This window comes from Streptomyces kurssanovii (assembly GCF_040677245.1).
Lineage (GTDB): Bacteria > Actinomycetota > Actinomycetes > Streptomycetales > Streptomycetaceae > Streptomyces > Streptomyces kurssanovii.
Genome location: NZ_JBFAQK010000015.1, coordinates 90,516 through 106,050 on the forward strand (window position 1 = coordinate 90,516; position 15,535 = coordinate 106,050).

Consider the following 15,535-nt stretch of genomic DNA (forward strand, 5'->3'; position numbering starts at 1 on the left):
GGGTGTTCCTCCCTTCGTGAGTTCACCGGTTGACGGGAAAGGCCCGGAAGGAGAAGAGCCGGCCTTCGCCGTGCGCCGACGACAGCGCCGCGGCGACCTCGGCGATCTCCTGCGGTCCCGTGATCCGCCGGGTCGGGTGGAACCGCTTGAGCAGCCGTTCCAGGCACATCAGCAGCACCGCGGGGGAACGCAGCGCCGGGTCCATGCAGTGACCCCCGTTGAGGTGGAGGTGGACGACGGCGGCCGCGGCGGACACGGTGGTGTACTGCTTGGCCAGGTCGTACAGCTCCGCGGAGGAGGCGGCGTCCTTGCCCTGGTCGGAGAGGAGTTTGCGGTGCTCCTCCGCGATCCGGTCCAACTCGCCGGCGATCGCGCCGGCGGCGTCGGCCGCCGCGGCCAGCTGTGCCGCGTCGCGGCCGGTCGCGGCCCCGGCGGACCAGCGCAGCTCGTCGACGGCGGAGCGCAGCGCGAGCACCGGGTCGTCGACGCCCCGGCTGAACAGCTGCTGCTCCGCGGGCCGGTAGGGCTCCATGGGACGGGAGGGGTCGAAGAGCGGACCGGTCCTCGCCACCGCGCCGGCCACGGCCTCGGGGTCCTGGGCCGTTGCGTTGGCGAGCAGTTTCTCCAGCTGGAGGGCGATGTTCTTGAGGTTCACGACGGTGTTGCCGTCGGCGAAGTTGGAGATGGCGAAGTCCCGCAGGACCTTCTGGAAGATCGCATGCCGGGGATGGGAGCGCAGGTAGTAACGCGCACCCAGCACGGTGGTCAGCCGCCCGAGCGTCTCCTCCAGGAAGGTGGGGACGAAGTACTTCACCACCGACGACCAGATGCTCGCCTGGTCGGGGCTCAGCTGGAGGCTGCGCACCGCTCCGGTGGTCAGCGCGTCGGTGACCAGGAGGTCCGCGAAGCTCTCCACGAGCTGGCGCTGCGAGTAGGGGACCTCGAAGACCGGCCCGCCGAAGATGGTGCGCCGGACGGCGAAGTCGAGTGTGGTGCGCAGCGCCGTGTCCACACAGCTCATCGCGATACTGGCGATGGCCACCCGGGCCAACTGGCTGCTCTTGAGCGCGGTCTCGAGGCCCTGCCCGGCCCGGCCGACGAGCGCGGAGTCCGGTACGAAGCAGTTCCGCAGCCGCACCCCGCTCATGTCCAGCCCCCGCAGTCCGTGCAGCGGCTCGTCCGGCAGGTGCTCGAGCTGGTCGGCGGGTATGCCGGCCTTCTCGACGGCGAAGACGGAGTATCCGCCCGGGCCGCCCCGCTCCGAGGTACGGGCGAACACCATGACGACGTCGGCGACGGTGGCGTTGCCGATCGTCCACTTCTCGCCGTCGAGCAGCCAGCCGCCCCCGGTTCTGCGGGCGGTGGTGTCGTTGGCGAGGATGTCGCTGCCGTGCCGGCGTTCCGACAGCCCCCACGCCAGTTTCCCGCCGCCTCTGATCACATCGGCGAAGTGCTGGCGCTGCTCGGGGGTGCCGGCGATCCACACCGGCATGTAGCTGAGGCTGGTGAGGACCATGGCCGTCGCGGACGTGGGGTCCCGCCGCGCGACCAGCCGGTACAGGTTGAAGCCGTCCTGGACGTCGACGGCCTTCCCGCCGTTCTCGGCGGGGACGATCCAGTCGTACAGCCCCCAGGAGGCGAGGAGATCGACGAACTCGTGGGGATATTGCTCCCGTTCGTCCAGGTCGAGGATGCGCGAGAACGGCATGGGTCCGGCCGGGTCGTCCGGGTCTCCCAGGTGACGTTCGAGGTCGGCCATCAGGGCCGGCAGATCGGTCATCGCTTCTCGTCCTCCACGTCGTCCGGGCCGGCCCGGTGTGCGGTGCCGTCACTGAGCCGTACCGGCAGGGCCGTGAACAGCCTTCGTGCGGCGTCGAGTTCGTTGATCAGCCGCCCGGCCGGGGCGGCGTCGGGGCCCGCGGAGCGCGGCTCGCGGCCGTCCGCGAGCGTGGTCAGCAGACCGAGGACGGCGGTGAGCCACCCGGTGGCTCCGGGCGACGCGTCGCCGTACAGTCCGGCGCCGTCGCGGTGGGACCACCACGCCAGGGCCGCGGTCGCCGCCGCGTACAGCAGGCACAGCCGGTCGGCGAGGTCCAGCAGCTCCGGGGACGCCTTCAGCGAGCGGGCCCGGTCACGCTGGGCAGCCGCCGCCTCCCGTACGACGCCGCCGAGCGCCCGGTGGACACCCGTCACCAGGGCGGCGGCACGGGTGTCGCCCCTCCGGCCGAGTTCGGCGGCGATCGCGTCCGCGAGCCCGGCGAAACCCAGCAGGATGTCGTCCTTCGGGCGTACGCCCAGGTCGAGCGCCGCCGGGTCGACGCCCGGCAGGACGTCCGCGTCGCCGAACGCGAACACGGCGGTCAGCCGGCGCTCGCGGTCCGCAGTGGCCGTCCCGTCCGGCTGGGCCGCCCCGGCCGCTTCCCCGTCGTAGGCGGACGCGTACGCGGGCAGGTGCATGGCGATGGCCCGCAGGTTGCCGAGCACGCTGGTGTCGATGACCGCGACCATGGCGTTGTCGCGGACCGCCTTGTCCAGTACCGCGCCCCGCCCCTCACGGAGCACCCCGCGGGCCCCGGCCAGCGCACGGGACCGGGTGGCGCAGGCGGCGGTGAGACGGGTGGCCACGTGCTTGACGACCGAGGAGCAGAGGCCGAACGACCCCGGTGCGACATGGACGAGCCGCGCGGCGGCGAGCACGGTCACGTCGGTCGCGATCAGTTCGGCGGCGGCCAGGGCCAGTTCGCGGGATCCGTAGGGCGTGTCGGCGACGCGCTCGCCCCCTGTCCGGTGCGCACGGGCGAAGCGCAGCGCCGTACGCAGCGCCGTGTCGGCGGTGGCCAGGCAGCCCGCGGTGCTCATGAGCCGGACGACCTGCTGGGCCCGCAACGCCCCGGCCAGCCCGCTGCCGGTGTCCCCGACGACGGCGCCGGGCGGCACGGGGAGGCCGTCGAACTCCAGATCGGCGAAGTCGATGCCGCGCATCCCGGTGGTGGGCCGCGCCGGAAGGCGCCGCACGCGGCCGTCGGCCAGCTCCTCGGGCCCGAGCAGCAGGGCGGTGAACGCGGCGGGGCCGCGCTCGGCGGTGCGCGCCACGACGACGGCCGCGTCCGCCGAAGCGCCCCGGCCGACCAGCCATTTGACCCCGGTGAGCCTGCCGTCGGCGTCCAGCCGGCAGCTGTTGGCGAGGACGTCGCTGCCCGCCTGTTCCTCGGACAGCCCGAAGGCGATGGTGCGGCCGTCCCGCAGCCACGCGGCGACCGTGCGCTGCTGCTCGGCCGTACCGGCGGCGAGGACGGTCGTCACGGCCGAGATGCTGAACATCGTGGCGGGCATGACGTTCACGTCGCGGCGGGCGCAGACGCGCACCGTCACGTGGGTGTCCTCGAAGGAGCGCAGTGTGCCGCCCAGCGCCTCGGGAAGATGGCAGAGGTGGAAGCCCTCCGCACGCAGCCGGGTCTCTGCCGCCGCCGGGTACGTCTCCGCGGCGTCGCGGGCCGCCCCGGCCGCGAAGCCGTACGGGTTGCCCGGCAGCCAGGGGTCCCCCAGCGCCGCGTCCAGCGCCTCGGCGCGGGCGAACGGCGCGGCGGCCGGTACAGGGGCCGGGGCGGGCGCGGTCGCCGTGCGGGCCGCTGTCACCGCCCCACCCCCACCGTGGGATCGCAGGAGTCGGCGTCCTCCGGCGACGGACGGGTCGCGAAGCCCGCGGGGAAGGCGACGCCCGCGGCCCGCAGAACGGCCAGCCGCTGGTGGAACGCCGCCCCCGCCATGATCTGACGCGCCACGTCGGCCACCCGGCGGTGCTCGGGCGCCGCCAGGTAGGTGCCGCGCACCCAGGCGTTGAAGCTGCCCATCGCCGGCCCGCACCAGATCTGGAAGTCGACGGCGCGGTCCGCCTCCCCCGTCTTCGCCCAGCGCGAGGCCATGCCGAGGTACCAGCGGAAGATGAGGGCCGCGCGCCGCTTCGGGTTCCCCTCGGCGCGTGCGAGCTGGCCCGGGTCACGGCGGCGGAAGTACGCGGCGGTCTCCTCCCACACGTCGTCCAGCGGCCGCCGGAAGATCTGCTCCTCGACCCGGGTGCGTACGTCCGCCGGAATCGCCTCGATGCCGTCGTACGCGCGGTACAGCTCGTACAGCTGCTTGGCCCGCATCGGGAAGAACGTGCCGCGTCGGAGCACCTGGAGCTCGACGCCCATCTCGAACATGTCGGCGGCGGGCGCCATGTCGCAGTCGGCGATGCCCGCCTGGCTCAGCATCTCCTTGACCCGGGCGGACGTTCCGGCCTCGAGACAGGACTGGTTGACCGAGCCGGTGACGATGTAGTCGGCCCCCATGGCGAAGGCGGCGGCCGCCGCCTCGGGGGTGCCGATCCCGCCCGCCGCCCCGATCCGGATACGCGCGGGGCAGCCGGTCTCCTGCGCGACGGCGTCGCGCTGCCGCATGATCACCGGCAGCAGCGCGGGCAGCGGCCGGCGGTCGGTGTGGCCGCCGGAGTCGGCCTCGACGGTGATGTCGTCGGCCAGCGGGATCAGCGCCGCGAGGCGGGCCTGCTCCTCGGTGACCAGGCCGTCCTCGAGGAGCGCACGCACCATCGCCTCGGGCGCGGGCCGCAGGAAGAGGTCCGCGATCTCCGGTCGGGACACCTTCGCGATGATCTTGTTTGCGGCGATGACGCCGTGCGGCCCGCCCGCGGTGAGCCCGGCCACCCGGTAGCGGACCAGGTGCGGAGTGAGCTTGAGGAAGGCGGACGCCTCGACGCGTCGGACGCCGTACTTGAGGAAGAGGTCGACCGATGTGCGCTCGAGCCGCTCCTCGCTCGGGCTGTGGATCAGATTGCAGGCGTAGGCGAGTCCGGGGATCTCGTCGCGGAAGCGCACGAGTGCCTTCTCGACCGCCTCGGGCAGCAGGCCGGCCGCTCCGTACGAGCCGAGGAAACCGGCCCGTGCCATGGCGACGACCATGTCGGCCGACGCGATGCCGTTGGCCATGGCGCCGCTCATGTAGGCCTGGCGCAGTCCGTGGTCGGCGAGGAAGGCGGCGCTGCCCAGCCGTTCGGGGCCGAGCGGCGGCGCGGCGGCGACGATCTCGTGGTCACCGTCGGCGGTCACCGTGCCGCCGCTCGCGGCCCCCAGGCCGTACGGCCCGCGCAGGATGTACACGGGCTCGTCGAGCCGCGTCAGGGCCTGGTGGATCCCGGTGTCGCCGACCGCGGGCTGCCCGGGGCCGCTCCAGCGCGGCCGGTACACGTCGGTGGTCATGCTGAGTCTCCTGTAGGTCTCACGCCGGATCAGGCCTGGTCGTGGTGGATCTCGATGCCGATGCCACCGAGCTGGTAGATCCGCAGGGCGGACTTCCAGACGTTCGCGTCACCGAGCAGCTGGATCCGGCCCGGTTCGCGGCGCACCTCCTTGATGTGCACGTCGAACTCCATGTCCGGGTCGGTGCGCAGGATCTGACCGCGGTACGTCCAGGTCGTCTCGCTGCCGGACAGCAGCGCGAAACGCGGATTGACCAGGCCGTCCGTGAGTCCGGTCTCGACCGCGTACACCTGGAGGCCCTGGAGCAGCGCCTCGACGCCGAGCGAGCCGGGCATCACCGGGTCGCGGTGGAAGTGGCAGGAGAAGTACCAGTCGTCCGGGCGGATCGTGCGGTGGCCGCGCAGATAGCCGCGGCCGTGATCGCCGCCGCCCGGCAGGACGTCGACCCACTCGACGAGGTCGAGGTGGCCGCCCGCCAGCCGCGGGCCGCCGCGGGCCGGCTCCCCGGCGCGGTACGCCGGCAGCTCGACCCGGCGTATCCCCGCCGGACGGCCGGGCTGCCGGTCCAGCCAGGGCAGTACGTGCTTGCCCTTGTCGAGACCTACCTGGTTCTCCAGCGCCTTGGCGTTGAAGTAGCCGAAGAGGGACTCACCGGTGTAGAAGACCTCGCCGTCGGCGGAGAGTTCATACCGGTAGTTCTGCAGGACCGAGCCGGGCATCCGGTCGCTGGACAGCAGTGTGGAGCGGTGCTGAACGGTCTTGCCGCGCAGGTCGATGTCCTTCACGAGGGTGGCGCGCCCGTCGAGGTTGCGGATGCTGAACTGCTCGTCGGGTTCGTGGAGGGTGGCTCCCAGGTAGTAGCCGAGCAGGATGGCGGCCTGCAGACTCGACTCCATGTACACGCAGTTGGGCATGTGAGGGTGCCCGTTGTGGCTGTAGTACCAGGCGTCGTCCGGCGAGTCGTACTCGGTGACCATGACCGCGCCGCGCTTGAGGACACCCCGGGTGCCCTCGAGCTCCATCACACGGTCGACGAAGAGGAAGTCCCCGTTGGGGATGTACGGGGCCCTGCTGTCCGCGTAGATCTCGAACTCCGGCCCCATGGCGGTGGCCAGGTCGCCCTTGGCGGCGTGCGCCATGTGGAACTCGCTGAGCATCGCGGGCTGCCCCGTGGCCGGGCTCAGCCGCCCGAGGAAGTGCGGCACCTTGCCGCCGGCCTCCGGCCGGAACGGGGCGCCGGGCTTCTCCACCAGGCGGATACCGAGACCGCTGACGCTGATCGACGGTTTGCCGTCGCGCAGCACGACCACGTCCGCCGTGATCGCGGGCCGTGGCAGCAGGGTGAGTCCGGTGATGTCGATGCGGTACTCGATGCGCTCGGTGTCCGGGGTGATCTGTCCGCGGACCTTGACCTCGGTCTGCAGACCGGGAACGGGCTGGAAGCGGGCGTCGGGGAACGACAGATGCAGGCCGAGGGAGAGGGCGTACACCTCCAGCAGTTGGACGGCGCCCTCCGCGACGAGCGAGCCGGCGAGCACCGGGTCGTCCGGGAAGTGGCTCGTGAAGTACCAGCCGTCCGGGACGAGCCGCTTCACCGCCTCGATGCGCCCGAGGCCCGCCGGGCCGCCCGAGCGGTCGAGGAGAGTGACCTCGTCGGCCATGCGGAGGCGTTCCGTGGGCAGCCTCAGCGAGGTGTTGCAGCCCGCGGGCTGGCGGTGCCCCGGCCCGAACACCTCCGCGATCCGGCCGTCGGCGAGCAGCGCCAGGTCCGCGGAGGTGAGCGAGGTGCGCTCGGTGCGGGCCAGCGGCTTGAACGAGCTCGCACCGGAGAACGCGCCGTCGCCCTTGGGCGGAACGGCCTTGCCCTGGATGATGCCGAGGGAGCTGTCGAGCTCCTCGTCGGTGAAGAACCCGGCGCAGGCGTTGTTGAGTTTGAGGATCAGCTCGCCGTCGGCGTAGCAGTCGTAGTGGAAGAAGAAGAGCAGCGTGTCGCCCTGGCGCACGAACTGGTCGATCCAGATGTCGTAGCGCAGGGTCTGCCCGACGCGGGGCAGATCACCGACGAAGCTGAGGCAACTGTCCAGGAGGCGGTAGACGCGGTCCCCGCGGTTGGTGAAGTCGGCGCCCAGATAGCTGATCAGGAGCAGGTCGCACTGGCCGGCCTCGATGGTGACGGCCGGCGGGACCTGCCCGTCCACGGCGTACCAGGCGTCCACCGGGATGTCGTACTCGGTACGGATGAACGAGGGCTTGAACTCGCCCGGTTCGGCGTCCAGCGCCGTGACGCGGGTGGCGAAGTGGTACGGCGGCGCGGGCAGCCGGACCCGGCGGCGGTAGCCGTCGATCTCCGCGAAGCGGGGGCCGAAGACGTTGCCGATCTTGCCGGTCGCGAACTCGAGGAGATCGTGCTCGTCCCACACGACGCCTTCGGGCTTCGGCGGCCGGGGCGACGCGGGCGGGGCGAGTGCCGTGGGCGCCGTGGCGCGGCCGCCGCCGGACGAGAGCAGCGCGACGAGTTCCTCGCGCAGCTCGTGCTGGGCCTTGAGGACCTCACGGTGCGCCTCCAGCATGTCGCTGCGCAGCCCCCGCACGAGAACGGCGGTGGTCCCGTCGGCCGTCGCCGCCCGGTTCGGCGCGGGCTGGGCGGGCGGTACCGGCAGCGGCGCTCCGAAGATCGCCGGACCGGGCGGCTCGACCGTCTCCGCCCGCGTCTCGGCGGGTCCGGACGGCAGCACGACGGCTCCCGCCGGGATCATCGTGATGGGCTCCCGTTCCAGCACCAGGGCCGGCGCCTTCGGCTGCGCGGAGGGGCGGTTCGGCATTGCGGTGTCCCATTCCGTCGGGGTGTCTGAGCCCCTGGCGTGCGCCGGGGCAGGGATGAGGGGGCCACCGGCCCCCGGTACGGGCGCCGGTCGAGCACCGGAAGCGACGACGTCGCCGTGGCGAGGCCTCGCAGACGCCGCGCCGGGCTCGGCGGACACGTTCGGCGCGGACGCGCCGGGCTCGGGAGCAGTTGCGGCGGCACTCGCCCCCGCCGGCACCGGAGGCTCCCCCGCACTCGCCATCGCGGGCACCGGCGCTTCGGCCGCACGCGGCAGGTGCGGTACGGGTGGCTCGGCCGGCACGTTCGGCCCGGACGCGACGTCCAAGGGAGCAAGCCCCACGGCCGGCGCGAGCGGCGTGGCAGCATCCGAACCGGTCGGCACCGGCGGCACAGGCGCACCGGCCACCGCCGGCACCGCCGCGCGCGGCAGGTGCGGGACGAGTGGTGCCGCCGCCCGCGTCACCAGGCGCGGGACCGGGGCGCCGCCCGTCGGGAAGCTGCGGACGCCCACCGCCCTGCGTGGCCTGCCGGCCGGGGCGAAGGCGCCGAGGTCGACGGGGATGCCGTGGCCCGCGAGGCGCGCGGCGAGACGCGCGACGTCGCTCGCCCCGCGTGCCCCTCGGCGGTCGACGGAGACAGCGAGATGCGCAGTGCCGGCCAGGGTCTCCTGGATCCAGCGCGCGCAGGTGCTGCTCGGGCCCACCTCGATGAAGCAGCGGTATCCGTCGTCGTACGCGCGCCGCACCAGCCGGGGGAAGTCCACCGTCTCGCGCAGTGTCACCGCGATGTTCCCCGCAACGGCGTCCGCGTCGAAGTCCGTCACGGGCGCGTAGTGACGGCTGCTGTAGAGGACCAGGTCCCCGACGTCGCCCGTCGGATAGCGGTTCAGGTCCGCCAGGTCGGTCAGGACACCGTCCACCACGGGGCAGTGCATCACATGGTTGGCGGGGGATCGGGCGCTGCGGCAGTCGAGTGCGGCGATGAGCTCCTGGCACTGGCCCGGGTCGCCGGCGATCACCGACTCCTGGGGGGTGTTGACGTGCGTGAGGTACACCCGGTCGTAGCGCGTGACGGCCGCCCGTACCTTCTCGGCCGGAGCGAGCACCACGTGCGTCGCCCAGACGTCCCCGTCCGCCACCTCGTCGCCGAGGCCCCACAGCTCGCGCACCGTGCGCTTGGGCCCGCGCAGCATGTCGTCGAAGAGCGGCGAGGCGCTGATCTTCTCGTCCCCGCGCGCGCTCTTGATCCAGCCGCCCGTCGCGAACAGCATGCTGCTCTCACCGAGGCTGTAGCCGAAGGCCCCGTGCACCTCGATGCCCAGCACTTCCCGCACCAGGTCCGTCGACAGCAGGGCGTAGCTGGTGCCGGCCGCGAGCATCAGCGGGATGTCATCGACCAGTTCGCCCTCCCGCCGCATCAGCTCGCGGCGGTCCAGCGGGCCGCGCGACCGGGGATAGAGGGCGGCACTGCGCAGCAGTTCGGCGGGGAGTTCCGCCTGGGCCTCGAAACGGGGCAGCAGCCCGGGGAACGCCCGGAACAGCGAACGCCCCAGCCCCAGGTACGAGTTGAAGGCACCCGGGAAGACCAGGGCCACCTTCGCGCCGGGGCCCACCGGCCGCGCGGTGAAGAAGCTTCCCGACGGTGAGGACCACTCGCCGCGCGACCGCCACACGCCGGGCAGATCCTTGAGCGCCTGGTCGATCTGCCGGACGAGGCCCGCCGTGTCGTCGGCTACGAGTACGGCCTTGAGCGCGGCCGGCCTGTCCGGGAACACCTCGGCGTGGGCGTCCCCGTCGAGCGCCGACCGCACCTCCGCCAGCCGCCGGAGCAGGCCGTCGAAGTCGTCGGCGCCGACCGGCACCACCAGTCCCCCACCGGACCGCGACCAGTCGGTCGCGGCGAGTTCGCCGCGCACGGTGGCGCCCGTGAGCACCAGGTGCGCGTGGCTGCCGGCCGTGCCGGTGACGCTGACGGAAGCGGCACGCCGCCCGTCGCGCCGGGTCCGCAGCCAGGGGCGGGAGTCGCCGGCGAGGAAGAAGGCGGAGCCGTCGAGCCGTTCGGCGCCGATCCCGTCCGGCGCCACCGGGAAGTAGGCGTGGTGCAGGCACAGCGCCGCACGGATCACGCCGGCGAGCCCGGAGGCACAGCCGGTGTCACCGACGGCGCCCCGTACCCCGCTCAGGGCGGTCCGCAGCTCTCCGCCCGCCCGATCACCGGTCCACACCCGCGCCAGCCCCTCGACCTCCGCTGCGCCCGCGCGCCCGGCCTCGACCAGCTCGACGTCCCGCGGGGTCAGCCCGGCGGCCGCGAGGGCGTCCTCCGCGGCGCGTTCGACCAGCTCGGGGCGCACGGTGGGCGTGACGTCCGGCGCGTGGTGCACGGTGAGGGACCGCACCGTGGCGTACACGGTGCGTCCCTCGGCCACGGCGTCGGACCGGGTGACGACGACGGCGCCGGCGCCCTCCCCGAGGACGCGGATCCCGTCACGGACGGCGCCGGGTTCGAGCAGTTCGCGGGCGAGCGTGCTCTCCGGGCCCGCGGCGAGATCGACCGCGCCGACGAGCACGGCCTCGACGGTGGGGTCGAGCAGCAGCAGCCGGGCCACGTCGAGGGCTTCGACGCCGACCGCGCTGTCGGAGGAGAGCGTGAAGGAGGGGCCGGTGAAGTTCCACAGGGAGGCGACCCGGCTGGCCATGATGTTGCCGATGTAGCTGAGGACCTCGTTGGGTTCGATGGAGTCGTGGATGCCGTCGCGCGCGGCCCGGGTGAGTTCCGCCAGCTGCCGCGGCGAGGGCTCGACGCCCGCCGCCGCGCACCATTCGGTCAGCCGGCGGCCCAGCTCGTAACGTGCGCCGTGTCCGTGCGCGCTGGGCTCCATCTCCATGCCGATGACGACACCCACGCGGCGCGGGCCGCCGGCGGCGTCGGCGCCCGGACGGGGGCGTTCGTATCCGGCGTCGCGCAGTGCCTCCTCCGCGACACGCATCATCAGCAACTGCTGCTGGTTGAAGTGGTCGAGATCCTTGGGCGGTATCCGGTACGACGTGGTGTCGACCTCGAAGTCCTCGATGTACGCGCCGCGCGGGGCCGCCGGGCCGGCGAGCCCTGCCTGGTCCAGGGGGCCGCCCGGCACGGTCTCGAAGCCGCGCCAGCGCTGCTCCGGCAGGTCGCGTACGGCGTCGTGCCCTTCGTAGCCGGCCCGTTCGAAGTCGTCGAGCGTGGTGAAGGAGCCGAAGTGGGCGCCCATGCCGATCACGGCCAGCGGCGGCACCTCGGCACCCGGCTCGGCACCGGGTCCCGCTTCCGCCTCGGCCGGTGTTCCGTCCGGCGCCGACAGCACCACATGCGCGTTGGTGCCGCCGAAGCCGAACGCCGAGACACCGGCCCGCCGGGGCGAGCCCGCAGCCGGCTCGGGCCACGGAACCGCCTCGCGCACCACACGGTCGGCGACCGTTCCGGGAAGCGGGCGGTCGACGCCGATGGTCGGCGGGATCACGCCGTGCGACAGGGACAGGACGACCTTGAGGAGGCTGGACATGCCCGCGACGGTCAGCAGGTGACCGACATTGGCCTTGACGGACCCGAGGAGCGGGCCACGTCCGAAGAAGTCCTCGACGCCGCCGAGTTCGGTGCCGTCCCCGATCGGAGTGCCGGTGGCATGGCATTCCAGGTACTGGACGGCGGAAGGATCGACGCCGGCCTCCCCGTAGGCCAGTTCGTACGCCGCGAGCTGCCCGGTGACGTTCGGTACCAGCATGTGCCTGCCGGGCCCGTCGTTGGTGAGGGCGAGCGCGTCGATGACGGCGTGGACGTGGTCGCCGTCGCGCCTGGCGTCGGCCAGCCGCTTCACGGCGATCATCGCCGCGCCCTGGCCGGTGACGATGCCGCGGGAGCGTTCGTCGAAGGGCTGGCTGAAACCGTCCGGCGGGTAGGCCCGCAGGTCGGAGAAGGACAGATGGATGACGGTCGGGTCGGGTGCGCACACACCGCCCGCCAGCATGAGATCGGCACGCCCGGTCTCCAGATGCGCGCACGCCAGCTTCAGCGCGTACAGCGCGGACGAGCAGGCCGCGTCGAGGGTGAATCTGGGCCCCTCCAGGCCCAGGGCCGCGGCCACCACCCTGGCGGGCATGCCGCCCGCCCAGAGGTTGTGCGCGGCGGCCGTGGGGTGTGAGCCGGGACCGGGCCCGGCCACCGCGTCCGGCGGTACGCGCAGAGCGGCGTCCGCCAGTCCGTGGGCCACCGCGGAGTCCCACAGGTCACCGGTGAACCGGCCGGAGGCCGGGGTGGGGAACGGATAGTTCCCGAACACCACCCCGGTCCTCCGCCGGCTCGGACCGCCCGCGGTCGGGGGATGTCCCGCGTCGGCCAGTGCGTCCCCGGCCACCCGGAGCGCCCAGTGGAACGAGCGGTCCAGGCCGGCCAGGTAGTCGGACGGGAGAAGGTATCCGTTCGGTTCGAAGGCCGTGCTCTCGTCGTACTCGCCGAGGAAGCCTCCCCGGGTGCAGTAGATGCGGTGCCTGTCCTCCGGGTCGGTCTCCCGGGCCTGCGGGGAGTGCCCGAAGATCCGGTCGTTCCCGTCGGTGCGTGAGTCCACGCCGCCGATCAGGTTGCGCCAGTAGTCGTCGGGTGTCCCCGCCCCCGGGAAAAGGCAGGCCAGGCCGACGATCGCGTACTTGCCCATGGTTGGGTCAGCCTCCGAGTTGTCCGAATGTCCGCTCGGGAAAGTGGTCGGCGATCGGGCCGTCAGACCGTCACGGTCGCCGCGCCGGTCCGTTCGGCCGGCCCGAACTTCCCCTCGAGCTGCGGGTCCTCGACGACCGACACCCCCTCCATGACCTGAAGGACACGGCCCTCGCGATCGAGCGCGGTGACGGAGCAGGTGATGCCGGCCGGTCCCGCCACGATGTTCTCCACGGCGATCAGGAACTCCTGGTCCGTGGGGAGCTCGGCGAAGTAGCGGGCGCGGGCGATCTCCATCGGCAGGCAGGCCCGGTTGCGGAACCGCCGGACCCAGACCAGCGCGGCCTGGAGCATCAGATCGGCGAGCACCGGGCTGTGGAACCGCCCGTGGTACGCGCCGCGCGCCGGACGCGTGTCGCCGAGCCGTGCGCCGATCAGCAACAGCCGCTCGTCGGCCGCGAGGATGCCGCGGATGCCCCGCAGCGTGGGCCCGTGGAAGAGCGTCCCGTCGCGGTACAGGTGGGCCGCGTCGGTCCGGTCCGCCTCACGGGCGGCGCGGACGAGGTCCGGCCGGTCCGCGGGACGGCCGGCGGTCGGGTCCGTGCCGAGGACGCCGCCGTACGCGGGCCTGCTGCGCCCGGCGTCGTCCACCGCGGAGGCCAGCACGTCGACCGAACCGGGGGCGGTGGCCTGGCCGGGCTCCATGAACAGCCGCAGCCGGCCCGCGCCTCGGGCCTGTCCGTCGTTGCCGGCGTCGGCGTCGGCGCCGTTGCCGCTGCCGTCGCCGTCCAGGACGACGCCCTTGAAGACCCGGAATCCGCTCACCTCGGTGACCGGCTTCCCCGTCGCCGTCTCGGTGGTGTTGACCAGCGCGCCCAGGGCGGCCGTGGCGGGCAGTACCCGCCTGCCGCCGATCGCGTGGTCGGCGAGGACCGTCTCCGCCGCGATGTCCGCGAGTGTGCGGTCCACGAGCAGGGAGACCGGGGGCGCCGCACCGTCGGCCGGCGCTGCGGACAACGGCTTCAGCGGTCCGGCGACGATGACGGTGTCATGACCGCGGGCCGCGGTGAACTGCTCGGCGAAGATCCCCGCGCCGGTCTCCACCGGAACGAGCTCCACACCGCGCGAGGCGAACATCCGGCGCAGATCGTCGGTGACCATGCCGCCGTCCCACGCACCCCAGTTGACGGAGGTGACCCGCGCCGAGGGCAGTTCGTGCTTGAGCCGCACCGCGAGCCGGTTGAGCGCTTCGTTGGCGACGGCGTAGTCCGACTGGCCACGGTTGCCGAAGAACCCGGCGACCGAGGAGAAGAAGACCAGGTGACGCAGGGCCGCCGTGCCGCGCAGCGCGTCCAGCACATTGCCCAGACCCACGATCTTCGTCCCGAGGACCTTGGCGACCTCCTCCTGCGTCTTGTCCGCGATCAGCCGGTCGGCGAGCACTCCCGCACCGTGCACGACACCTGTGACACGTGCGGCGTACGGCGCGAGCGCGCGGGTCACGGCCTCCGCGTCGGTGATGTCGACGGTGACGTACTCGACGGTGGCGCCGGTCGCACGGAGCCTGGCCAGGTTGGCCTGGATCTCCCGGCTGCCGGTCACCTCCCGGTAGACCGCCTCGACCCCGCGAGGTGTCGGCTTCTCCCCCGTGGCGGCGATGCGCTTGGCGATGGTGCCCTTGAGGGCCGCGCCCTCCAGACCCAGCGCCCAGCCGGGATCGGCCGAGACCTCACTGCGGCCCAGGAGCAGCAGACCGGCCGGGCGTGCCGTGACCAGCGCCTCCAGACAGTCGGCGGTGATGCCTCGGGCCCCGCCCGTCACCACGAGCAGGTCCCGCGTGCTGATCTCGGGTACGGGCGTCACATGCACGGCCGGCGCCTCTGCCGACGGGACGACGGTGCGCCGTCCGTCCGCGTCGTGCGCCACGTCCGCGATGCCGGTCGCCAGATCCTGGATCTCGCCCAGGAAGCGGGCGGCGACGGTCGGGGCGTCCATGCCCGGCGCGAAGTCGACCGTACGGGCGAAGATCTCCGGCGTCTCGATCGCCAGCGTCTTCACCAGGCCGCTCACCCCGCCGAGCAGGGCCGATCCGGTGCCGCCGCCGCGGTAGCCGCTCGCACCGTCCATCTGCGTCACCGCGACGAACGCCGCCCTGCCGCCGGCCGCGGCAGCGGCCTTCAGCGCGGGCTGCGTCTGCTTCGCCACCAGGACGGTGTGCCCCAGCCGCCGGGCCGCGTCGGACCAGTTCTGCCCGGCCGCCGCCGCCATCTGCACCACGAGGTCGAGACGCCCGGCCGTGACGACACGGGCCAGTTCCTCGGCCTCCCAAGTGCGCAGCGACCGCACGGAGTCCGCCTCGACGGAGGTCGCGATACCGTCCGGCAGCCCGACGACCTCGACCCGCCAGCCGTCGGCCCGCAGTGCGGCCACGAGGGGCTGCGTCAGCGTCGAGCCGTCGTCCATGACGAGCGCCGTCCGCTGCTCGGCGTAGGCACCGACAACGGTGGAGGGAACGGGCAGTTCACGTATGCCGGCGAAGGTCCGGCCGACCCCGTCCGCAGCCGGGTACGTCACGACGAGCGGAGCCTCCACGTCGGGGCCGGAAGCCACTGGAGCGGGAACGGGAGCTGGAGCGGACACGGCGGGAGACGCGGACGACGCCAGGAACCCAGCGACGTCACCGAGCGTACGCAACTCACCCAGACGCTCAGGATCCACATCACCCGACACCGGGAACCGATCCTGCAACGCACCCATGATCTGAACCCGCTTG

Annotated in this window: 5 protein-coding genes; all 5 read right to left on the minus strand. The window is 73.2% G+C overall.

Annotated features, from left to right (window positions below; genetic code table 11):
* Positions 1-22 precede the first annotated feature (22 nt).
* The 5 genes from AB0K36_RS14075 to AB0K36_RS14095 all read right to left on the minus strand — a co-directional run bounded on the left by AB0K36_RS14075 (position 23) and on the right by AB0K36_RS14095 (position 15,336).
* On the minus strand, positions 23-1,780 hold the full coding sequence (locus AB0K36_RS14075; protein ID WP_364592938.1) for an acyl-CoA dehydrogenase family protein: 1,758 nt from the start codon (positions 1,778-1,780) through the stop codon (positions 23-25).
* Positions 1,777-3,636, minus strand: a complete 1,860-nt coding sequence (locus AB0K36_RS14080; RefSeq protein WP_364592941.1) for an acyl-CoA dehydrogenase family protein — start codon at positions 3,634-3,636, stop codon at positions 1,777-1,779. Before AB0K36_RS14080 ends, AB0K36_RS14075 begins: the two co-directional genes overlap by 4 nt.
* On the minus strand, positions 3,633-5,255 hold the full coding sequence (locus AB0K36_RS14085) for a PfaD family polyunsaturated fatty acid/polyketide biosynthesis protein (protein WP_364592944.1): 1,623 nt from the start codon (positions 5,253-5,255) through the stop codon (positions 3,633-3,635). The genes AB0K36_RS14080 and AB0K36_RS14085 overlap by 4 nt, the downstream gene beginning before the upstream one ends.
* A gap of 29 nt (positions 5,256-5,284) precedes the next feature.
* On the minus strand, positions 5,285-12,763 hold the full coding sequence (locus AB0K36_RS14090; protein ID WP_364592947.1) for a beta-ketoacyl synthase N-terminal-like domain-containing protein: 7,479 nt from the start codon (positions 12,761-12,763) through the stop codon (positions 5,285-5,287).
* A 62-nt stretch (positions 12,764-12,825) separates the two neighbouring features.
* Complete coding sequence (locus tag AB0K36_RS14095; RefSeq protein WP_364592950.1) at positions 12,826-15,336, minus strand: SDR family NAD(P)-dependent oxidoreductase; 2,511 nt, start codon at positions 15,334-15,336, stop codon at positions 12,826-12,828.
* Positions 15,337-15,535: the final 199 nt, after the last annotated feature.